At 69.1% G+C, this 21,266-nt stretch carries 20 protein-coding genes; 1 reads left to right on the forward strand and 19 read right to left on the reverse strand.

What is annotated here, in order from left to right; all coding sequences use genetic code 11:
- Positions 1-5 precede the first annotated feature (5 nt).
- Positions 6-1,277, reverse strand: a complete 1,272-nt coding sequence (locus AAG801_RS07995; protein ID WP_341887917.1) for a TIGR03862 family flavoprotein — start codon at positions 1,275-1,277, stop codon at positions 6-8.
- Between the two features lie 79 nt (positions 1,278-1,356).
- Here AAG801_RS07995 and AAG801_RS08000 point away from each other — a divergent pair, with 79 nt between their 5' ends.
- Positions 1,357-2,091, forward strand: coding sequence for a DUF1223 domain-containing protein (locus AAG801_RS08000; RefSeq protein ID WP_341887918.1), 735 nt, complete (start codon positions 1,357-1,359; stop codon positions 2,089-2,091).
- Here AAG801_RS08000 and AAG801_RS08005 read toward each other — a convergent pair.
- From AAG801_RS08005 to AAG801_RS08090, 18 genes are all read right to left on the reverse strand, one after another.
- Positions 2,074-2,595 (reverse strand): ASCH domain-containing protein, encoded by a 522-nt coding sequence (locus AAG801_RS08005; RefSeq protein WP_341887919.1) that lies wholly within the window; start codon positions 2,593-2,595, stop codon positions 2,074-2,076. The genes AAG801_RS08000 and AAG801_RS08005 overlap by 18 nt on opposite strands.
- Positions 2,595-3,515 carry an SDR family oxidoreductase gene (locus AAG801_RS08010; RefSeq protein WP_341887920.1) on the reverse strand — a complete coding sequence of 307 codons (921 nt, stop codon included), beginning with the start codon at positions 3,513-3,515 and terminating at the stop codon, positions 2,595-2,597. The genes AAG801_RS08005 and AAG801_RS08010 overlap by 1 nt, the downstream gene beginning before the upstream one ends.
- Positions 3,512-4,444, reverse strand: a complete 933-nt coding sequence (locus tag AAG801_RS08015; RefSeq protein WP_341887921.1) for a glutathione S-transferase family protein — start codon at positions 4,442-4,444, stop codon at positions 3,512-3,514. The genes AAG801_RS08010 and AAG801_RS08015 overlap by 4 nt, the downstream gene beginning before the upstream one ends.
- Positions 4,445-4,461: 17 nt before the next feature.
- Positions 4,462-6,111 carry an isovaleryl-CoA dehydrogenase gene (locus AAG801_RS08020; protein ID WP_341887922.1) on the reverse strand — a complete coding sequence of 550 codons (1,650 nt, stop codon included), beginning with the start codon at positions 6,109-6,111 and terminating at the stop codon, positions 4,462-4,464.
- A gap of 544 nt (positions 6,112-6,655) precedes the next feature.
- A complete protein-coding gene (locus tag AAG801_RS08025) occupies positions 6,656-7,675 on the reverse strand; it encodes an NADP-dependent oxidoreductase (protein WP_341887923.1) in 1,020 nt (339 codons plus the stop codon).
- An 11-nt stretch (positions 7,676-7,686) separates the two neighbouring features.
- The gene (locus AAG801_RS08030; protein WP_341887924.1) at positions 7,687-8,124 is read right to left on the reverse strand and encodes a PaaI family thioesterase; all 438 of its coding nucleotides are present in this window, start codon (positions 8,122-8,124) and stop codon (positions 7,687-7,689) included.
- 7 nt (positions 8,125-8,131) lie between these two features.
- Entirely contained in the window at positions 8,132-8,923 is a 792-nt protein-coding gene (locus tag AAG801_RS08035) for an SDR family oxidoreductase (protein WP_341887925.1), read from the reverse strand.
- A 25-nt stretch (positions 8,924-8,948) separates the two neighbouring features.
- Positions 8,949-10,907, reverse strand: coding sequence for a M3 family metallopeptidase (locus AAG801_RS08040; RefSeq protein ID WP_341887926.1), 1,959 nt, complete (start codon positions 10,905-10,907; stop codon positions 8,949-8,951).
- Positions 10,904-11,098, reverse strand: coding sequence for a hypothetical protein (locus AAG801_RS08045; RefSeq protein WP_341887927.1), 195 nt, complete (start codon positions 11,096-11,098; stop codon positions 10,904-10,906). The genes AAG801_RS08040 and AAG801_RS08045 overlap by 4 nt, the downstream gene beginning before the upstream one ends.
- Position 11,099: 1 nt before the next feature.
- Complete coding sequence (locus tag AAG801_RS08050; protein WP_341887928.1) at positions 11,100-12,935, reverse strand: acyl-CoA dehydrogenase; 1,836 nt, start codon at positions 12,933-12,935, stop codon at positions 11,100-11,102.
- Positions 12,936-12,937: 2 nt separating this feature from the next.
- Complete coding sequence (locus AAG801_RS08055) at positions 12,938-13,399, reverse strand: PaaI family thioesterase (RefSeq protein WP_341887929.1); 462 nt, start codon at positions 13,397-13,399, stop codon at positions 12,938-12,940.
- Complete coding sequence (locus AAG801_RS08060; protein ID WP_341887930.1) at positions 13,399-14,574, reverse strand: acetyl-CoA C-acyltransferase; 1,176 nt, start codon at positions 14,572-14,574, stop codon at positions 13,399-13,401. Before AAG801_RS08060 ends, AAG801_RS08055 begins: the two co-directional genes overlap by 1 nt.
- A 15-nt stretch (positions 14,575-14,589) precedes the next feature.
- Positions 14,590-15,174, reverse strand: a complete 585-nt coding sequence (locus AAG801_RS08065) for an HD domain-containing protein (protein WP_341887931.1) — start codon at positions 15,172-15,174, stop codon at positions 14,590-14,592.
- A gap of 28 nt (positions 15,175-15,202) precedes the next feature.
- The gene (locus AAG801_RS08070; RefSeq protein ID WP_341887932.1) at positions 15,203-17,296 is read right to left on the reverse strand and encodes a 3-hydroxyacyl-CoA dehydrogenase NAD-binding domain-containing protein; all 2,094 of its coding nucleotides are present in this window, start codon (positions 17,294-17,296) and stop codon (positions 15,203-15,205) included.
- Positions 17,297-17,408: 112 nt separating this feature from the next.
- Positions 17,409-18,104 carry an ABC transporter ATP-binding protein gene (locus tag AAG801_RS08075; protein WP_341887965.1) on the reverse strand — a complete coding sequence of 232 codons (696 nt, stop codon included), beginning with the start codon at positions 18,102-18,104 and terminating at the stop codon, positions 17,409-17,411.
- A 2-nt stretch (positions 18,105-18,106) separates the two neighbouring features.
- Positions 18,107-18,883, reverse strand: a complete 777-nt coding sequence (locus AAG801_RS08080) for an ABC transporter ATP-binding protein (RefSeq protein WP_341887933.1) — start codon at positions 18,881-18,883, stop codon at positions 18,107-18,109.
- Entirely contained in the window at positions 18,880-20,172 is a 1,293-nt protein-coding gene (locus AAG801_RS08085) for a branched-chain amino acid ABC transporter permease (RefSeq protein WP_341887934.1), read from the reverse strand. The genes AAG801_RS08080 and AAG801_RS08085 overlap by 4 nt, the downstream gene beginning before the upstream one ends.
- A 4-nt stretch (positions 20,173-20,176) precedes the next feature.
- Positions 20,177-21,205 (reverse strand): branched-chain amino acid ABC transporter permease, encoded by a 1,029-nt coding sequence (locus AAG801_RS08090; protein WP_341887935.1) that lies wholly within the window; start codon positions 21,203-21,205, stop codon positions 20,177-20,179.
- Positions 21,206-21,266: the final 61 nt, after the last annotated feature.

The raw sequence follows: 21,266 nt of genomic DNA on the forward strand, positions 1-21,266 counted from the left end.
ACTCGTTACCCCGGCGCTGTGCTAGCGAGCCGAGCCGCCGCGCCCTGCCCGGCGATTCGTCCACTGGCCAGGCTGGCGGTGAGCAGGTAGCCGCCGGTGGGCGCTTCCCAGTCGAGCATCTCGCCGGCGCAGAAGACGCCGGGCAGCGCCTTCAGCATCAGATGCGCGTCGAGCGCATCGAGGCGCACGCCGCCGGCCGTGCTGATCGCCTCGTCGATCGGGCGCGCGGCCACCAGCGGGATCGGCAGCGCCTTGATCGCCGCGGCCAGTGCGGCCGCATCGGCGAACACCTCGCGCGGCAACAGTTCGTGCAGCAGCGCGGCCTTGGCGCCGTCGATGCCGAGCCGGCTCTTCAGGTGGGTGGACATCGAGCGCGAACCGCGCGGCCGTGCGACCTCGGCATGCACGAACTCGGCGGGGCGCTCGGGCAGCAGGTCGACTTCCGCGATGGCGCGGCCCGTCGCTGCGATCGTTTCGCGCAGAAACGGCGAGGCCGCGTAGACGAGGCTGCCCTCGATGCCGCTTTCGGTGAGCACGAACTCGCCACGCTGCTCGAAGCGCCGGCCGTCAGGCGCGGCACAGCGCAGCGCCACGTTCTTCAGCGGCGCGCCGGCAAAGCGCTCGCGCAAATGTTCGCTCCAGCCCGCCACGTCGAAGCCGCAGTTCGACGCCCGCAATGGCGCGAGGTCGATGCCGCGCTCGGCCAGCAGCGGCACCCAGGCACCGTCGGAGCCGAGCCGCGACCAGCTCGCACCGCCGAGGGCGAGCACGACGCAGCGGGCGTGCACGAGCCGTTCGCCCGCGGGCGTGGCGAAACGCAGGGCATGTACACCGCTGCGCGACTCGCCCCAGCCGAGCCAGCGATGCCGCATGTGCAAGCGCACGCCACTGGCGCGCAAACGGTGCAGCCAGGCACGCAGCAGCGGCGCAGCCTTCATGTCGGTCGGGAAGACACGCCCGGAGCTGCCGACGAAGGTGTCGACGCCGAGCGCCTTCGCCCAGTCGCGCAAGGCCTGCGGGCCGAACTCATGCAGCCAGGGGGCAAGCTGCTCGGATGCCTGCCCGTAGCGGCCGAGAAAGGGCTCGATCGGCTCGCTGTGCGTCAGGTTCAGCCCGCCCTTGCCGGCCAGCAGGAACTTGCGGCCGACCGAGGGCATGCCGTCGAAGAGGTCGACCTGCACACCGGCGCCGGCCAGCACCTCGGCCGCCATCAGGCCGGCCGGACCGCCGCCGATGATGGCGACGGCAAGTGCTTCGGTGGTCGGCGAATCGGTCATCGGGTGGTGGCGTCTCAGGGCGGCGCAGTGTGACACAGCGCCTGCTGTCAGATGCCCGCCGTGCCGGCGACCAAGCCGCATGACGATCCGCCTGCGCTTCCTCCTGCCTGCCCTCCTGCTCGCCGCCCTGCCGGCTGCCTTTGCCCAGGCACAGAGCTGCACGGCGCGCAGCGGCGACAGCATTGCGCCGGTGATCGAGCTCTATACCTCGGAGGGCTGCAGTTCCTGCCCGCCGGCGGACCGCTGGCTGTCGTCGCTGCCGCTCGAGTCGGCGATGGTGCCGCTGGCCTTCCATGTCGACTACTGGGATTCGCTCGGCTGGCCGGACCGCTTCGCCTCGCCGGCGTTCACGCGCCGCCAGAACGAACAGCGCGCGGTCAACGGCGCGCGGGTCAACTACACGCCGCAGGTGGTGGTGCAAGGCCGCGACCGGCCCGACTGGCCACGCCTCGCGCTGCCGCTGGCCATCGGCACGGCGCCGCTGGTCGACATCACGCTGCAGGGCGACGGACGGGGCTTCGAGGCCACCGTGCGGCCGCGCCCAGGCGCACCCGAGCGCCTCGCCGCCTTCTGGGCGGTCACCGAGAGTGGCCACCGCAGCCGCGTGACGGCGGGCGAGAACGCCGGCGAGAAGCTGGCGCACGACCATGTGGTGCGCCAGCTGCACCGTGTGCCGCCGTGGACCGGCGCCGAGATCCGCCTGAGCTTCGCGCCGTCGCTGCCCGCCGATGCGGCGCATCCGCGCGCCCTGAGCCTGGTCGTGCTCGACGCGGCCAGCGGCCGGCCGCTGCAGGCGCTACGGCTGCGCTGCTGAATCGGCCGGCTGCTCCGGCCGAGGCCAGACGAGCTCGAAGAACTCGAGCACCAGTTCGCTCGTCTCGCCGATCTCGAAGCCCTCGCGCTCGGCCTGTTCCGACCATTGCTGGCGGTGCGCCACCAGCCACCAGCGCAGCGTCAGGTCACCCTCGCCGGCGTTGAAGGCGAACTCGTCGTCGATCTGATTGAAGTGGCGCAGCTCGACGTGGGTGTTGCGAACGATCGCCCGCGGGTGGCCGGCGCCGTCGAGCACCACGACATGCTCGCCCGGTGCGGGCAGCGCCTCGAGATCCTTCTCGAACTCTCGCCTGAGCGTGGCGTGGGCGCGCTTGACGCCGTTGCCCACCAGCAGCGCGAGCTCGTCGGCCAGGGCGCGCGTCGGGCCGAGGGCCGTGGCCGAGAAGCCCTCGACCTTCACGCCGCACTCGCGCTGGTAGGCCAGCCAGAAGGCTTCGATCTCGTCGCTGCGGCCGGGCGCGGGGGGGTCGTCCGGTCGTGCCATCAGTCGCTCTCGCGCAGCGCCTTGCGCAGGCCTTCGGCGATCTCGGGCTTGAGCGCGAACGGGTCGGTCGGGTTGCGGCCGAGCATGACGTCCTCCAGCCGCACCTGCACGCTGGCCAGCGACTTCGGGTGGCTGTAGATGTAGAAACGGCCCTCCTTGACCGCGTCCATCACGAACTGCGCCACCTGCGCCGCCGTGACCTTGCCGCTGGTCACCGCCTTGTCGCTCATCGCCTGCGCGATCAGCTGGCTCTTCGTCGGCCTGCCCAGCGACGCCTTCATGTCGGCGGGCCGGTTGCGTTCGCTCTGGTGGATGCCGGTGGGCACGAAGAACGGGCACAGCACCGAGGCGCCGATCTGGTCGGTGACCAGCCGCAGGTCCTGGTAGAGCGTTTCGCTCATCGCCACCACCGCATGCTTGGTGACGTTGTAGACGCCCATGTTGGGCGCGTTGAGCAGCCCGGCCATCGACGCGGTGTTGACGATGTGGCCCTCATAGGCCGGATCGGCCTTCGCCGCCTCGAGCATCATCGGCGTGAACACGCGCACGCCGTGCGCCACGCCCATCAGGTTGACGCCGACGACCCACTCCCAGTCCTTCAGCGTGTGCTCCCAGATCAGCCCGCCGGCGCCCACGCCGGCGTTGTTGAAGACCAGATGCGGCGCACCGAAGCGCCCGCGCACCGCCTCGCCCATGGATTCCACCTCGGCCGCCTTGGCCACGTCGAGCCGGAAGCCGAGCACCTGCGCGCCCGACGTGACGATCGCGCGGATCTCCTCCACCGCGCGGTCCAGCGCGTCCTGCTGCACGTCGGCCATGACGAGGTTCATGCCCTCGCGCGCGGCGATGCGCGACAGCTCGAGGCCGAAACCGGAGCCCGCACCGGTGATGACCGCGGTGCGGCCCTGGATGGTCTTCATGTCTTCGCTTCCTTTCGAATCTGGAACCCGAGGCGCGGGAAATGCACGTGCAGCGTGCCGGCGCGCTCATCGCGCCGCTCGATCACCACCTCGTCGTCGCTCAGGCCGACCAGCACGCCGACCACCGGGTCACGGCCGTAGTCGGTGGGTGTCACGGTGACCGACTCGCCGACCTCGAAGCCGAGGCCGGGCTCGACCTGCACGGGCTCGTGCGTGCTCGTCGAGGCGGCCCGTGCGATCGCATCGGCGCTCTTCATGATCGTCGGCGTGCCGTGGCCGACCGCGATCACCCGTTCATACCAGGCACGCAGCCGCTCGCAAGGCTGCAGGATGCCCAGCATCGGCGGCGCGAGGTGGATGAACCACAGGCAATGCGCCACCGAGAAGTCGGCGATGCTGGGCTGCGCGCCGCAGAGGAAGGCGCGGCCGTCGGCGAGCTGATCCTCGAGCCGGCCGAGGTAGGCCTTCAGCGCCACCGTCGCATCGGCGGCGGTCTGCCTCGTCATGCCGGCGGTGAACGGCGCACGGTCGGCCGCGAAGGCCTTCAGCCCTTCGGGCGGCACGCCGGCCATCACGTGCGTCAGCCCCTGCGGCTGCAGCGTGTAGGGAATGACCGCCCAGAACAGCGTGAAGTCGGCCCACTGCGCGAGCGTCTGCGTGATGCCGGCGACGCCTGCCGGGTACAAGGGCGGCTGCGGCTGCGCACGATCGAGCACGCGGGCGATCAGTGACGTGTCGCACCAGATGTCGGCGCCGCGCTGCATGAAGGGCGTGCGCCGGTAGCCACCGGTCAGCGCCAGCACGTCGGGCTTGGGCATCACGCTCGGGACGTGCACCGAATGCCAGGCCATGCCTTTGGCGCCGAGGATCAGGCGCACCTTCTCGGAGAACGGCGAGTTGGCGTAGTGGTGCAGGATGAAGGGTTTCATGAAGCTCGCTCGTTGGTTCAGGTCGGCATGGCCCGCGCGATCAGCGCATCGAAGGCCACGGTACCGGGCAGCGTTCCGAAGGCCTGGCCCCCCTCGCCGCCCAGGCGCGAGCGGCAGAAGGCCTCGAAAACGAAGTCCGGCGCGTGGCGGCGCAGCAGCGAGGCCTGCACGGCCAGCGCCACGTCCTGCGCCAGGCGGCGCGCCTCGATCTCGTCGCTGGCGCCGTCGATGCGCGTGGGCAGCGCGTCGGCGAAGCGGTCGAAGGCGGCGTGGGCGCCGCGCGCCGGCGCCAGTTCGGCGGCCAGCGCCTCGGCGACCGAGCCCGCCTTGCCGCCACCACGCAGCGCGCGCAGCAGGTCCAGCGCCATGATGTTGCCGGCGCCCTCCCAGATCGAGTTCAGCGGCATCTCGCGGTAGATGCGTGCCATCACGCCCTCGCCCGCTTCCTCGACGTAGCCGTTGCCGCCGAGGCACTCCATCGCCTCCTGCGCCAGCATGCTGCCGCGCTTGCAGATCCAGAACTTGGCCACCGGTGTCAGCACGCGGCGCATCAGCGCCTCGAAGGGATCGTCCTGGCGGTCGATGGCACGCGCCAGGCGCAAGGCCAGCGCGGTGGCGGCTTCGGACTCGAGCGCCATGTCGGCCAGCACGTTCTTCATCAGCGGCTGCTCGATCAGGCGCTTGCCGAAGGCCGAACGCTGAGCCGTGTGGTTGAGCGCGAGGGACAGCGCCTGGCGCATCAACCCTGCTGTGCCGAGCGCGCAATCCAGCCGCGTCAGCGTGCCCATCTCGAGGATCTGCGCGACGCCACGCCCCACGTCACCGACACGCCAGGCGCTGGCGGCGTGGAACTCGACCTCCGAGCTGGCGTTGGCGTGGTTGCCCAGCTTGTCCTTCAGCCGCTGGATGCGGATAGCGTTGAGCGAGCCGTCCGGCAGCACCCGCGGCAGGAAGAAGCACGACAGGCCACCCTCCTCCTGCGCGAGCACGAGGAAGGCGTCGCACATCGGTGCCGAGAAGAACCACTTGTGGCCGGTCAGCTCGGCGCGCACGCCCCAGGGCGTGTTCTCCGCGATCACGGCGCGTGTCGTGTTGGCACGCACGTCCGAGCCGCCCTGCTTCTCGGTCATGCCCATGCCCATGGTCAGGCCGGGCTTGTCGGCAAACGGCACGAGGCGCGGGTCGTAGGCGGTGCTGGCCAGCTTGCCGAACCAGTCGCCGAACACGGCGGCGTTGCTGCGCAGCGCCGGCGTGACCGCATAGGTCATCGAGATCGGGCAGAGGATCGACGGCTCGAGTTCGGTGAACTGCATGAAGGCCGCCGCGCGCTCGATGTGCGCGCCGGCGCCGAGCGACCAGGGCGTGCCGTGCAGGCCGGCGCCGACCGCCTCGCTCATCAACGCGTGGTAGCTGGGGTGGAACTCGACCTGGTCGATGCGCCTGCCGAAGCGGTCGTGGCTGAGCAGGCGCGGCGGGTGGGTGTTGGCGAGACGCGCATGGGTCTGCCACTCCTGGCTGCCCCAGCGCTGGCCTTGTTCGATGCTCCTGGCTTCGTCTCGTCCGGGGAGGTGGAAGGCGAGTGCGTCGCGCAACGGGCGATTGTTCGTGTAGAGGTTGTAGTCGGCCAGCGGGCTGGGCTGGTTGAAGACGTCGTGGGTGCTCGTCATGTCTCCTCCCTCCAGGTTCGGAGCGTCGCGGCGAGTGGGGTTCGGCTGGGGCTCATGCGGTGGCGGTCGGCGCTGCGCGCCGACTTCACTGCGATGCTCGGACCAAAGGGCGGGCCGCCCAACTCACTGCGTTCGCTGCGCTCACTCCGTTCAGACAAGCGGCGGCCAGTCAGTTCACGAAGCGCGCTGCGCGCGCCGCCCCCTGACCCTGCGCTTCTCGTCGCCACCCAAATCGCCCCACCCGAACCCCACTCGCCGCGAAGACCACCACCGGTTCCTGCAAAGGCGCGTGCGGGCAGGCTGGAGCGCGCCTCTGCGGCGCTGAGCAGCGCAGGGGGTGTGGCCCGCGCGCGCCGCGCGCTTCGTGAACTGACTGGCCGCCGTCTGTCTGAGCGCAGCGAACGCAGTGAGCGAAGCGAGTTGGGCGGCAGGGCCATGGCCCCGAGCAGCGCAAGGGAGTCGGCCCATCGGGCCGACCGCCGAAGCGAAGCGCGGAAGCCTGCCCGCACGCGCCTTTGCCGCTCGATCGCACGCACGATGAGACTCAGATCAACTTCACCAACTGCTTGCCGAAGTTCTTCCCCTTCAACAGTCCGAGGAACGCCTCCGGTGCCTCCTCGATGCGAGCAGCAACCGACTCCCGATACTTCAGCTTGCCGGTGGCCACCAGCCCACCCAGCTCCTTCAGCGCCTCCGGCCACACCTCCATGTGCTCGCTGACGATGAAGCCCTCCAGCCGTAGCCGCTGCGTGAGGATCAGCGAAGGATTGGACAGCGGCACCGCCCCGCCGTCGTAGCCGCTGATCATTCCGCACAGCGCCATGCGACCGAAGGCGTTCATGCGGCGCAGCACCGCGTCGAGAATCACGCCGCCGACGTTCTCGAAGTTGCCATCGATGCCGTTCGGCGCCGCCTCGGCCAGCGCCGCATCGAGCGACTTCGCATCGCGGTGCTGCTTGTAGTCGACGCAGGCGTCGAAGCCCAGTTCTTCGACCACGTAGCGGCACTTGTCGGCGCCGCCGGCAATGCCCACGGCGCGGCAGCCGCGCACCTTGGCGAGCTGGCCCACCGCGCTGCCCACCGCACCGCTGGCCGCGCTGACGACGATGGTCTCGCCGGGCTTCGGCATGCACAACTTGACGAGGCCATACCACGCCGTCACGCCCGGCATGCCGACCGCGCCGAGATAGGCCGACAGCGGCACATGCGTGGTGTCGACCTTGCGCATCACGCCGGGCAGGTTGCCATCGACCACGCTGTACTGCTGCCAGCCGCCCATGCCGACGACCTTGTCGCCGACGGCGAACTTCGCATTCTTCGAGTCGACCACCTCGCCCACCGTGCCGCCGATCATCACCGTGTCCAGCGCCTGCGGCGCGGCGTAGCTCTTCGCGTCGTTCATGCGCATGCGCATGTAGGGGTCGAGCGAGAGGTAGTGGTTGCGCACCAGCACCTGACCCTCGGCCAGCGCCGGAAGCGGTGTCTCGACGAGGCGGAAGTTGTCGACCGTCGCCTCCACCGTCGGCCGCGAGGCCAGCAGCACCTGCTTGTTGATCATTGCCATCGTGTGCTCCTTCAGTCGGAGGCGTTGAGCCTCTGGATGCGGCGCCCGCCGGCCGGCAGGCCCTTCATGTACTTGAACGTGCCGCTGGCATGCGCGAGCAGTTCGCCCTTGTCGTCGACCACCGTGCCCTCGGTGAAGGCCAGCGACGCGGTGCGGTGCAGCAGCTTGCCGCGCGCGGTGAGGCGGCCGAGGCCGGCGCGCAGAAAGCTGGTCTTCATCTCGATCGTCACCACGCCGGGCGATTCGGGGTGGCCCGGCTGGTTGGGGCTGCGCGCGGCATGCGCCATCACCACGTCGAGCAGCGTCATCGTCACGCCGCCGTGCGCCACGCTCCATGAGTTCGTCAGCTCCTCGCGCAGCGTCAGCGCGATCTCGGCCTGCCCGGCCTCGCAGGCGACCAGCTCCATGCCGAGCAGGTCGACGAAGGGGATGGTGGCGAGGAACTGCATCCGCGACTCAACCGCCGTGGTGGACCGCGCTCACACCGCCGTCCACCGCCAGGATCTGCCCGGTGATGTGCTTGCCGGCGGCAGACGCGAACAGCAGCGCCGCGCCCTTGAGGTCGTCGTCGTCGCCGATGCGGCGCAGCGGCGCGGCCTTGGCCAGCCGGTCGCTGCCGATGCGCTCCAGCGTGCCCTTGGTCATCTTGCTCGGGAAGAAGCCCGGCGCCAGCGCATTGACGGTGATGCCGTGCTCGCCCCACTCGCCGGCCAGCGTACGCGTGAAGTTGACCACCGCGCCCTTGCTGGTGCCGTAGGCGATGAACTCGACGTCGCCCGATCCGCTCAGGCCGGCAATCGACGCGACGTTGATGATGCGGCCGCGCTTCCTCGGGATCATGCTGCGGCGGCCGATCTGCTGGCTCATCAGGAAGATGCTGCGGATGTTCAGGTTCATCACCTTGTCCCAGGCATCGAGCGGATAGTCCTCGGCCGGTGCGCCCCAGGTGGCACCGGCGTTGTTGACGAGGATGTCGATGTCGCCCAGGCGCTGCAGCGCCTCGCCGGCCACCCGCTCGATGTCGGCCGGCTGGCTCATGTCGGCCGCCACCCAGCGGGCGTCGATGCCGCGCGCCTGCAGGTGCGCCGTCGCCTCCTCCAGGTCGGCGGCCTTGCGCGAGGTCAGGAAGATCTTCGCGCCGGCCTCGCCCAGCGCCTCGGCGATCTGCAGCCCCAGGCCGCGCGAGCCGCCGGTGACCAGCGCGGTCTGGCCGCTGAGGTCGAAGAGTTTCTGGATCGGTGTGCTCATGATCGGTCTCCGGATGTCGTTCGGTTCATTCTTTGTTCAGGCTGCGGAAGAAGGCCTCGCGATTGCCCGGCCGGCCCAGGAAGCGCTGCACCAGCTCTTCCGGTGCCACCTGTCCGCCGTTGGCCAGCACGCTGTCGCGGTAGCGCCGGCCGGTTGAGGCGTCGAGCCGGTCGGCCGCGAACGGCGTGCGCAGGTCCTCGGCCACCACCATGCTCAACATGTAGGCGTAGTAGCCGGCCGAGTAACCGCTGGCCACGTGGCTGAAGCCGGCGGGGAACATCGTGCCCCTGACGTGCCCCAGCGGCGTGGCGCGCTCCATGCGCTCCCACAGCCGCATCGGGTCTTCGCTGCGGCGCCCGTACAGCGCGAGGTCGTAGTTGGCGAAGATCAGCTGCCGCGTCGTCGCGATGCCCTTGGCGAAGTGGCGCGCGCGCTCGGCACGCTCGATCATCTCGCGCGGCACCGGCGGGCAGTCGCCGCAGACCTGCTGGAACAGCGCCAGCACGGCCGGGTCGTAGACCCAGTCCTCGAGCATCTGCGACGGCGCCTCGGCGAAGTCGAGCTGCACGTTGGTACCGCCGTTGAGCGTGTAGCGCGTGCTCGACAGCAGCGCATGCAGCGCATGGCCGAACTCGTGTAGCAGCGTCTCCAGTTCGGACAGCGTCAGGCCCTTGTCGTTGAAGTTGACGACCAGCGCCGCCGCCGGCAGCCGCCCGCTCTTCGTCGAGACATTGCGGAACGACCAGACCGCTGCGTGGTTGTACTTGTCTGGCCGCGGAAACAGATCGACGAACAGCGTGCCCAGCAGCGTGCCGTTCTGGTCGCGTGCGGCGTAGGCGCGCGCCTGCGGGTGCCACAGCGTCTGCTGCAGCGGCTCGAAGTGCACGCCGAACAGGCGCTGCGCCAGCGTGAAGACGAACTCGAGGCTGCGCTGCGGGGGGAAGTACGGGCGGAAGGCTTCCTCGTCGACCGCGTAGCGCTGCGAGCGCAGGCGCTCGCTCAGGAAGGGAACGTCCCAGCGCCGCACCACCGTGGTCTCGGGCGCGGTGCCGGCGAGGCCGGCCTTCTCGGCGCGCAGCATCGCGAGGTCGGCCCGTTCGCGCTGCGCGACGGCCTCGCCCACGTCGGCCAGGAAGCGCGACGCCTGCGCCTCGCTCTTCACCATGCGCCGGCGCAGCGCGAAATCGGCGTACGAGTCGAAACCGAACAGGCGCGCGTACTCGCGGCGCAGCGCCGCGAGCCGGGCCAGCGTCCGCAGGTTCGTTTCGCCGCCCTGGCGCATGGTCGCGCGCCACAGGCGCTCGCGCGTCGACTCCTGCCGTGCATGCTGCAGCACCGGGTCGGCGGTGGGGTAGTCCAGGCCGAGCAGGTAGCGGCCGCGCCGGTCCCGCGGCGCGTTCTTCCACACGTCATCGGGAACGCCTTCGAGTTCGGCGGCCGTGAAGGCCACGCGGTCGCGGCTCTCGCGGATGCGGCGATCGAAGTCCTGCGCCAGCCGTGTCAGTTCCCGGTTGATGCGCCGCACACGCTGCTGCGCTGCCGGCCGCAGCGCGACGCCGGAGTCCTCGAAGGCATCGAGCTGCTCGCGCTGCAGGCGGCGGTCGATGTCGTCGGCCACCGGCGCGCTCTTCAGCCGCGCGTAGATGCGTGCGTTCTGCAGGAAAGCGCTGCTGAAGCCCTGGAAAGCGAGGTCGCAGGCATCGGCGGCGTCGCGCACCGCCTTGGCCGGATGCACCGCCGGCAGCAGCCACAGCGGGCCGAGCGTGTCCTCGATGCGCTGCATCTGCGCGTCGATCGCGCCGAGCACGTCGGCGCCTTCGGGCAAGACCTCGATCGCACGTTCGCGCTGCTTCAGGTCGACCAGCATGCGATCGCACTCGGCACGCACCTGCGCGGCGTTGTCGAAGCGCGGGAACTCATAGACCTGCGCCATGGCCGCCGACGACCACATCGCCAGCAGCAGGCCGATGCAGCGGCGCATCATCGATCGTCCTTCCGGCGCGAACGCACCCAGATCAGCACCACGCCCACCGCCGCGACGATGCCGCCGACGGCCACGAGCACCTGCCCCAGCACACGCGCACCCTGCTGCTGCATCGCCAGCCCGAGGCCGATGCCGATCAGCCCGCCGTAGATCAGCACCCAGATCCAGGTCTCGATCGTCGCGTTCTTCATCTCAGAACCAATGGTCCTCCATCGTGCGGCAGGTGTCGTCGCGCGAGGCCACCACCTGCAGCCAGGCCGCGACCTTGGGCAGGTCGTGGCGGAAGAAGAAGCGGCACGCGGCGAGCTTGCCCTGCACCAGCGCGTCGTCAAGCGTGGCACGTTTGGCCAACGCACACGCCGCCACGTCCAGCCAGATCCAAGCGATCACCGTATGGCCGAAGGCCTGCAGGTAAGGCACGGCATTGCCCAGCGCTTCTTCCGGGTTGCCGGTCGCCCACGCCGCCTTGGTGGCGCGGCCGACCTCGGCCAGCGCGGCGGCCAGCGCATTGGCCATCTCGGCGAGTTCGGGCACGGCCAGCGCGCGCTCGATCGTCGTGTTGATGCGTGCAGCGAGCAGTTGCAGCCCCTTGCCGCCGTCCATCACCACCTTGCGCCCGAGCAGGTCCAGCGCCTGGATGCCGTGCGTGCCCTCGTGGATCATGTTCAGGCGGTTGTCGCGCCAGTACTGCTCGACCGGGAAGTCGCGCGTGTAGCCGTAGCCGCCGTGCACCTGGATGGCCAGGCTGTTCGCCTCCAGGCACCACTCGCTGGGCCAGCTCTTCGCGATCGGCGTGAGCATCTCCAGCAGCAGCGCGGCCTGCGCGGCATCGTCCGGCGCACCGGTGTGCTGCTCGTCGACCAGGCGCGCGCAGTACAGCTCGAGCGCCAGCGCGCCCTCGCACCAGCTCTTCTGCGCCAGCAGCATGCGCTTGACATCGGCGTGCTGGATGATCGGGATCTGCGGCTGAGTGGCGTCCTTGCCCGTGGGGCCCATGGCCCGGCCCTGCGGCCGGTTGCGCGCGTAGTCGAGGCTGGCCTCGTAGCCGGCGTAGCCGAGCATGGTGGCGCCCAGGCCGACGGCGATGCGTGCCTCGTTCATCATGTGGAACATGCAGCGCAAGCCCTCGCCCGGCTTGCCGACCAGGTAGCCGATCGCGCCACTGCTGCCGCGCACCGGGTACCTGCCCTCGCCGAAGTTCAGCAGCGTGTTCGGAATGCCGCGGTAGCCGAGCTTGTGGTTGAGGCCGGCGAGTGCCACGTCGTTGCGCTCGCCAGTGAGCCGGCCCTCGGTGTCGACCAGCTTCTTCGGCACGATGAACAGCGAGATGCCGCGCGTGCCAGGCACCAGCTTGCCGTCCGGCCCGGGGATCTTGGCCAGCACGAGGTGGACGATGTTCTCGGCCATCTCGTGCTCACCGTTGCTGATCCACATCTTGTTGCCGCGCAGGCGGTAGCGCGGGCCGAGCGGATCGCGCTCGAAGCCCTCGCCGTCGGGCGTGGCGCGGGTGACGATGTCCGACAGGCTGGAGCCCGCCTGCGGCTCGGACAGGCACATGGTGCCGAAGAAGCGCCCGGCGAATTCGTTCTTCGCGAACACCTCCTGCTGCGCCGGCGTGCCATGCGCCATCAGCAGGTTGGCGTTGCCGCTGGTCAGCATGCCGGCGCCGCCGACGCCGATGCCGGCCTTGGAGAAGAAGGCATGCGCGGCCATCTCGACCACGCAGGGCAACTGCATGCCGCCGAGTTCGTAGTCCTGCGCGGCGGCGAGCATGCCGGACTCGGCATAGGCGCGTGCCGCGGCGCGTGACGCCTCCGGCACGTGCACCTTCTCACCGTCGAACCAGGGCTCCTCGGTGTCGACGAGCCGGTTGATCGATGCGAACTTGTCGGCGGCGAGCTTCTCGCACATGTCGAGCACGGCGTCGAAGGTCTCGCGGTTGTGCTCGGCGAAGCGCGCACGCTGCTGCAGCGATTCGACGTTCAGCCAATCGTGGAGCAGGAAGTCGGTGGTCTGGCGGTAGCTCATGGTCACATCGATTTCTGTTCGGGCGCGGCGACGATGGTGCCCTGCGCCAGCGCGCAGAGCTTCTCGCCGGTCGGGCTGACGGCATAGACCTCGCAACGGCACACCGCCTGTGACTTGCCGATGTGCACGGCCTCGGCACGGGCAAGGAGCCGGTCGCCGACCGCCGGGCGCACGTAGTTGATCTTGAACTCGCCGGTGAGCACCGGCACGCGCAGCGCGGTGCCGCCGGCGTAGGTGAGCGCGTTGTCGGCCAGATAGGCAAGCACGCCGCCGTGCACGAAGCCATGCTGCTGCTTGAGGTGCTCGGCGATGCTCACCTGCAGCTCGCAGCGGCCCGGTTCGAGCGCATTGAGCTGCGCGCCGAGCAGGATGCTGAACGGCTGCCTGGCGAGGATGTCCCGGCCCATGGCCAGGAAGGCTTCCGGCGACACCGTCACCGGGGACGGGCCACCGGAGTCCGCCATCAGAGCACCTCGAAGACCCCGGCTGCGCCCATGCCGCCGCCGATGCACATCGTCACCACCACGCGCTTGGCTCCACGCCGCTTGCCTTCGATGAGCGCGTGGCCGGTCAGGCGCTGGCCGCTCACGCCATAGGGGTGGCCGACGGCGATCGCGCCGCCGTTGACGTTCAAGCGGTCCATCGGGATGCCCAGCGTGTCGGCGCAGTACAACACCTGCACGGCGAAGGCCTCGTTGAGTTCCCACAGGTCGATGTCGGCCACCGTCAGGCCCAGGCGCTTGAGCACCTTGGGCACGGCAAACACCGGGCCGATGCCCATCTCGTCGGGCTCGCAGCCGGCGACCGCGAAGCCGAGGAAGCGGCCCAGCGGCTTCAGGCCCTTCTTCTCGGCCAGCGTCTCGTTCATGACGATGCAGGCGCCGCCGCCGTCGCTGAACTGGCTGGCGTTGCCCGCGGCGATCACGCCGCCGGGCATCGCCGGCTTGATGCCAGCCACGGCTTCGTAGGTGGTGCCGGGGCGCAGGCCTTCGTCGGCGCTGCAGGTCACTTCCTTGCTGCGCAGGCCGAGCTGTGCATCGGCCACGCCGGCCATCACGGTGATCGGTGCGATCTCGTCCTTGAACTTGCCGGCTTCCTGCGCGGCGCAGGCCTTCTGCTGGCTGGCCGCGCCGTACTGGTCCATGCGTTCGCGGGCGATGCCGTAGCGCTTGGCCACCTGCTCGGCGGTCTGCAGCATGCTCCAGTAAATCTCCGGCTTGTGCTGCACCAGCCAGGGGTCGGCCAGCATGTGCTTGTTCATCTCGTTCTGCACGCAGGAAATGCTCTCCACGCCGCCGGCGGCGTAGACGTCGCCCTCGCCGGCGATGATGCGCTGCGCCGCCATCGCGATGGTCTGCAGGCCGCTGGAACAGAAGCGGTTGACGGTCATGCCGCCGGTGGTGATCGGCAGCCCGGCGCGCAGCGCGATCTGGCGCGCGATGTTGGCGCCGGTGGCGCCCTCGGGGTTGGCGCAGCCCATGATGACGTCGTCGACCTCGGCGGCCTCGATGCCGGCGCGCTGCACGGCGGCGGCCACGGCGTGGCCGCCCAGCGTGGCGCCGTGGGTCATGTTGAAGGCGCCCTTCCAGCTCTTGGCCAGGGGCGTGCGGGCGGTCGAAACGATGACGGCGTTGGTCATGGAGGACTCCTGTTGTCAGGCGGCGGCGGGCATCGCCGCCTTGTAGATGCTGTTGCGGGGCTGCGCGAAGACGCGGCGCAGCATCGGCGTGAACTCTTCGATCGGCAGCGTTTCGGCCTTCGCGTCGAACGCCGGGTTGTCGTACAGCGCGCAGAACTCCTCGGTGCGCGCGTAGTGCGGATGGCCGGCGAACTGGTCGCGCAGATTGCGGTCCAGCCCGAGGTGGTGGAAAAAGTAGTAGCCCTGGAAGATGCCGTGGTTCTGCACCATCCAGAGGTTCTCCTCGCTGACCACCGGCTTCAGGATCGCCGCGGCGATGTCGAAGTGGTTGAAACTGCCCAGCGTGTCGCCGATGTCGTGCAGCAACGCGCAGACCACGTACTCCTCGTCGCGGCCGTCGCGCAGCGCGCGCGTGGCGGTCTGCAGCGAGTGCGTGTAGCGGTCGACCGGGAAGCCGCCGTAGTCGCCTTCGAGCAGCTTCAGGTGGGCGATCAGCCGGTCGGGCAGCGTCTTGACGAAGGGCGCGTACTCGCCGGCGATCTTGCGCCAGTCGTCCGCAGTGCTCTCTTCCATGCGGGTGAACGTGGCGCGTTCGCTCATGGCTGGGCTCCGGTGGGGTGGACGACGTTCAGCTGAAGGTCTTGCCTTCGGCCGCCAGCTTCGCGAGCAGCGGTGCCGGCTCCCAGAACTTGGCGTCGTCGTTCGGGTTCTTGGCAAATCGCTTCATCGCCTGCACGACGTTGAACAGGCCCACCGTGTCGGCATAGTTCATCGGTCCGCCGCGGAACAGCGGGAAGCCATAGCCGGTGAGGTAGACCATGTCGATGTCCGAGGCGCGCAGCGCGATGCCCTCCTCGACGATGCGCGCACCCTCGTTGACCAGCGCGAACACCAGGCGCTGCACGATCTCCTCGTCGGAGATCTTGCGCGGCGTGATGCCCAGCTCCGTGCGGTGCTTGGCGATCATCTCCTCGACCAGCTTGGACGGGATCGCGTCGCGCTTGCCCGCCACGTAGTCGTACCAGCCGGCGCCGGTCTTCTGGCCGAAGCGGCCGAGCTCGCACAGCAGGTCGGCCGTCTTGCTGTAGCGCAGGTTCGGCTTCTCCTGGTAGCGGCGCTTGCGGATGTACCAGCCCACGTCGTTGCCCGCGAGGTCGCCCATGCGGAACGGCCCCATCGCGAAGCCGAACTTCTCGGCCGCCTTGTCCACCTGTGCTGGCGTGCAGCCCTCCTCCAGCAGGAAGCCGGCCTGGCGCGAGTACTGCTCGATCATGCGGTTGCCGATGAAGCCGTCGCAGACACCCGAGACCACGCAGGTCTTCCTGATCTTCTTGCCGAGCTGCATCACGGTGGCGAGCACGTCCTTGGCGGTCTTCTCGCCACGTACCACCTCAAGCAGCTTCATCACGTTGGCCGGGCTGAAGAAGTGCGTGCCGATCACGTCCTGCGGGCGCTTGGTGAAGCTGGCGATCTTGTTGACGTCCAGCGTCGAGGTGTTGGAGGCCAGGATCGCGCCGGGCTTCATCACCTCGTCCAGCGTCTTGAAGACCTGCTCCTTGACGCCCATGTCCTCGAACACGGCCTCGATGACCATGTCGGCATCCTTCAGGTCGTCGTACTGGAGCGTCGTGCTCAGCAGGCTCATGCGCTGCTCGTACTTGTCCTGCTTCAGCTTGCCCTTCTTGACCTGCGCCTCGTAGTTCTTGCGGATGGTGGCGACGCCGCGGTCCAGCGCGTCCTGCTTCATCTCCAGCATCACCACCGGAATGCCGGCGTTGAGGAAGTTCATCGTGATGCCGCCGCCCATGGTGCCGGCGCCGATCACGGCGAGCTTCTTCACCGCGCGCACGGGCGTGTCGGCCGGCACGTCCGGGATCTTGGTCGTCGCGCGCTCGGCCATGAAGGCGTGGCGCAGCGCCTTGCACTCCGGCGTGATCATCAGGCCCATGAAGAGCTCGCGCTCGTACTTCATGCCCTCGTCGAACTTCATCGTCGTCGACGCGGCGACAGCATCGACGCACTTCGGCGGCGCCGGGAAGTTGCGCGCCATCGCGCCCACCGTGTTGCGCGCGAACTGCAGGTAGGCCGGCGCGTTGGTGTGCTCGACCTTCAGGTTGCGCACCAGCGGCAGCGGACGTTTGTCGACGATTTCGTGCGCGAAGGCGATGGCGCCCTCGAGCAGGTCGCCCTCGATCACGCGGTCGAACAGCTTCTGGCCCGGCGCCTTGGCCAGCAGTTCACTGGCCACCGGCTCGCCGCTGACGATCATGTTCAGCGCGTTCTCCAGGCCCAGCACCCGCGGCAGGCGTTGCGTGCCGCCGGCGCCGGGGATCAGGCCGATCTTCACTTCCGGCAGCGCGATCTGCGCGCCCGGCGCCGTCACGCGGTAGTGGCAGCCCAGCGCCAGCTCCAGGCCGCCGCCCATCGCGACGCTGTGCACCGCGGCGACGAGCGGCTTGCTGGAAGCCTCCAGCGCCAGGATCACCGACAGCAGGTTGGGCTCGGCGATTGCCTTGGGCGAGCCGAACTCGCGGATGTCGGCGCCGCCCGAGAAGGCCTTGCCGGCGCCGGTAAGCACGATCGCCTTGATGGCAGCGTCACCGAGCGCCTTGTCGAGGCCGTTGACGATGCCCAGGCGAGTTTCATAACCGAGGCCGTTGACCGGCGGGTTGTCGAGCGTGATGACGGCGACGTCGCCGCGGGTCTGGTAGGTGGCGGTCATGCGGTGTTCCTCTCGGTCGGGAGGCGGGGGATGGAGCAGAAAAGAACGATCGTTCGATTCTAGGGCGCTCGAATGCCGGGGCCATGTCGCTGCCGTGACAGCGCCGCGGCCGTCAGACCTCGAGCCACTCCTTGCGAATATAGGCGTTGGCGCGCAGCTCGGCCGGGGTGCCCTCGAAGACGATGCTGCCATGCCCCATCACGTAGCAGCGCTGCGAGATCTCCAGCGCGATCGTCAGCTTCTGCTCGACCAGCAGCACCGAGACGCCTCGGTTCTTCAGCTCCTTCAGGTACTCGGCGACCAGCTCGACGATCATCGGCGCCAGGCCCTCGGTGGGCTCGTCGATCATGATCAGGTCAGGGTCGCCCATCAGCGTGCGGCACAGCGTCAGCATCTGCTGCTCGCCGCCGGACATCACGCCGGCCTGCGTGTGCTGCCGCTCCTTCAGGCGCGGGAACAGCCGGTACATGTCGTCGAAGCTCCAGCGCGGCTGCTTCTTGCCGCGCTTCTCGCCGAGCATCAGGTTCTGGTGCACCGTGAGCTTGGGGAAGATGTCGCGGTTCTCCGGCACGTAGCCCAGGCCCAGGTGGGCGATCTCGAAGGGCTTGCGGCCGAGCACCTCCTGGTCGCGGTACTTCACCGAGCCGCTGCCGTCGACCAGGCCCATGATGGCCTTCACCGTGGTCGAGCGGCCCGAACCGTTGCGGCCGAGCAGCGCGACGATCTCGCCCGGCTGCACGTTCATGTGCACGCCGTGCAGCACATGGCTCTTGCCGTAGTAGGCGTGCAGGTTGTCGACCTTCAACAGGCTCATACCTGGGCCCCCGACGCCTGCGCCTCGGCCAGCACCGAGCCGAGGTAGGCCTCCTGCACGCGCGGGTTGGCGCGCACGGCTTCCGGCGTGTCGAAGGCGATCACCTCGCCGTAGACCAGCACGGCGATGCGGTCGGCCAGACCGAACACCACGCCCATGTCGTGCTCCACCGTCAGCAGCGTCTTGCCCTCGGTGACCTCACGGATCAGCTGCACGAAGCGCGTGGTCTCGCTGCGGCTCATGCCGGCGGTCGGTTCGTCGAGCAGGATCACGTCGGCGCCGCCGGCGATGGTGATGCCGATCTCCAGCGCACGCTGTTCGGCGTAGGTCAGGTTCATCGCCAGCACGTCGCGCCGCTTGTCGAGCTTGATCATCTTCAGCACCTCGTCGGTGCGGTCGTTGGCGTCCTTCGCGTCGGCGAGGAAGCGCCAGAACGAGTAGCGATAGCCCCGCGACCACAGCACGGCGCAGCGGATGTTCTCGAACACCGACAGGCGCACGAACAGGTTGCTGACCTGGAAGCTGCGCGCCAGCCCCATGCGGTTGATCTCGAAGGGCTTGCGTCCGAGGATGGACTTCCCATTGACGAGGATGTCGCCGGTGCTGGCGTGGAAGCGGCCGCTGATCAGGTTGAACAGCGTCGACTTGCCGGCGCCGTTCGGCCCGATGATGGCCACCCGCTCGCCCTGCTTCACCGACAGGCTGGCGCCACGGATGATCTCGGTCTTGCCGAAGCTCTTGCGGACGTCTTTCAACTCAACGGCGAAGCTCACAGTGCTTCCCTCCGCTTGATTTCCTTCTCGATCTCGCCCTGCGTCTCGCCCCACTCCTGCGCGAAGCGGCGCCGCGCCACCTCGAACAGGCCGGCGCCGGTGATCACGACGAACAGCGCGCCGAACCAGGTGTCGGCGCTGCCGGTGTTCAGCGGCGCACCGAGGAACTTCATCGTCGGGCCGAGCGCCGAATTGAGCTGCACGTGATAGACCATCTCGATCATCGCCGCCACGCCGAGCAGCAGCGTCGCGCCAGCGCCGCCGAGCGCGAGGTAGGCGGTCCACAGCCGGCGCAGCTTGCCGAAGGCGGCGACGCGCAGGTTCATCATGATCAGGCTGGCCACGCCGCCGGGCGCGTACATCACCATGAACAGGAAGATCAGGCCGAGGTAGAACAGCCAGGCCTTGGTCCACTCCGACAGCAGCACGATGCCGATGACCATCAGCACCGCGCCGATGATCGGGCCGAAGAAGAAGGTCGCGCCGCCGAGGAAGACGAACAGCAGGTAGGCGCCCGAGCGCGCCGCGCCGACCACCTCGGCCGTGACGATCTCGAAGTTCAGCGCCGCCAGGCCACCCGAGATGCCGGCGAAGAAGCCGGCGATCATGAAGGCGCGCCAGCGCACCTGCTGGGTGTCGTAGCCGACGAACTCGACACGCTCGGGGTTGTCGCGCACGGCGTTGAGCATGCGGCCCAGCGGCGTGCGCGTCAGCGCGAACATCGCCGCGGTGCAGACGAAGGCATACAGCGCGATCAGGTAGTAGACCTGGACCTGCGGCCCGAAGCTGATGCCCGCGAGCGGCTTGCCGACCACCCGGTTGCCCGAGATGCCGCCCTCGCCGCCGAAGAACTCCGGCAGCATCAGCGACATCGACCAGACCAGTTCGCCCACGCCCAGCGTGATCATCGCGAAGGTGGTGCCGGACTTCTTGGTCGTCACGAAGCCGAGCAGCGCGGCGAAGGCGAAGCCGGCCAGGCCGCCGACGATCGGGATCAGGCTGACCGGAATCGGGAACGTGCCGGCCGTCGCCGCGTTGAGCGTGTGGATGGCCAGGAAGGAGCCCAGGCCGGTGTAGACCGCATGGCCGAAACTGAGCATGCCGCCCTGCCCCAGCAGCACGTTGTAGGACAGGCAGGCGATGATCGCGATGCCCATCTGCGACAGCATGGTCAACCCCAGGCTGCTCGTCCAGGCCATCGGCGCGACGATCAGCAACAAGGCGAAGACGCCCCAGATCAGCCAGCGGCCGACGTTCCAGGGCTTGAATCGATAGACGTTGTTGGCCATCGCATCAGTCCTCGCGTTGGCCAAGGAGTCCGCGCGGTCGCAGGATCAGGATCAGCACGAGCAGCAGGTAGGGAAGGATGGGCGCGGTCTGCGCCAGGGTGATCTTGGCGATCGGGTAGATCGGGCTGTCCGGCCCGATCGCCCAGCCGAGGCGCTGGCCGAGGTCGATCAGCGACTTGTCCACCGTCAGCGGCATGGTCTGCAGCAGGCCGATCAGCAGCGAGCCGACGAAGGCGCCGGGCAGCGAGCCCATGCCGCCGACCACGATCACCGCGAAGATGATCGGGCCGATGTTCGACATGTTCGGCTCGGTGACGAAGGTGATGCCGCCGGTCACGCCGGCCAGGCCCGCCATCGCGCATCCGGCGCCGAACACCAGCATGAACACACGCGGCACGTTGTGGCCGAGCGACTCGGCCATCTCCGGGTGGGTCAGCGCGGCCTGGATGACCAGGCCGATGCGCGTGCGCGTCAGCAGCAGCCACAGGCCGAGCAGCATGAACAGCGCCACCGCGGCGAGGAAGGCGCGGTTCAGCGGAAAGCGCGAGCACTGCACGATCACCTCGCCGGCGCCCTTGCACATGGCCTCGGGCGCGACGCCGGCCACCAGGCGCATGCTGTCGGCCGAGGACTGCACGATGGTGAACGCCGTGCCCTGCAGCGCCTGCGGCGGCGTGAACGGCACCGAGGTGCGGCCCCAGATCAGCTGCACCAGTTCGTAGAGCACGTAGGACAGGCCGAAGGTGACCAGCAGCTCGGCCACATGGCCGAACTTGTGCACCTTGCGCAGGATGCCGCGCTCGAACAGCGCACCCGACAGGCCGACCAGCAGCGGCGCCAGCACCAGCGCCGCCCAGAAGCCGATCACGCCGGTCAGCGTGTAGGCGAAGTAGGCACCCAGCATGTAGAAGCTGGCGTGCGCGAAGTTCAGCACGCCCATCATGCTGAAGATCAGCGTCAGGCCCGAGCTGAGCATGAACAGCAGCAGCCCGGAGCTGATGCCGTTGAGCAGGTTGATGAGAAGTTGGTCCAAGTCCGCCCCGAAACGCTGGCCAGGAAAGACAAGGCCCGCGGGAGACGGCTCCGGCGGGCCT

The sequence above is a fragment of the Variovorax sp. YR752 genome (assembly GCF_943372545.1).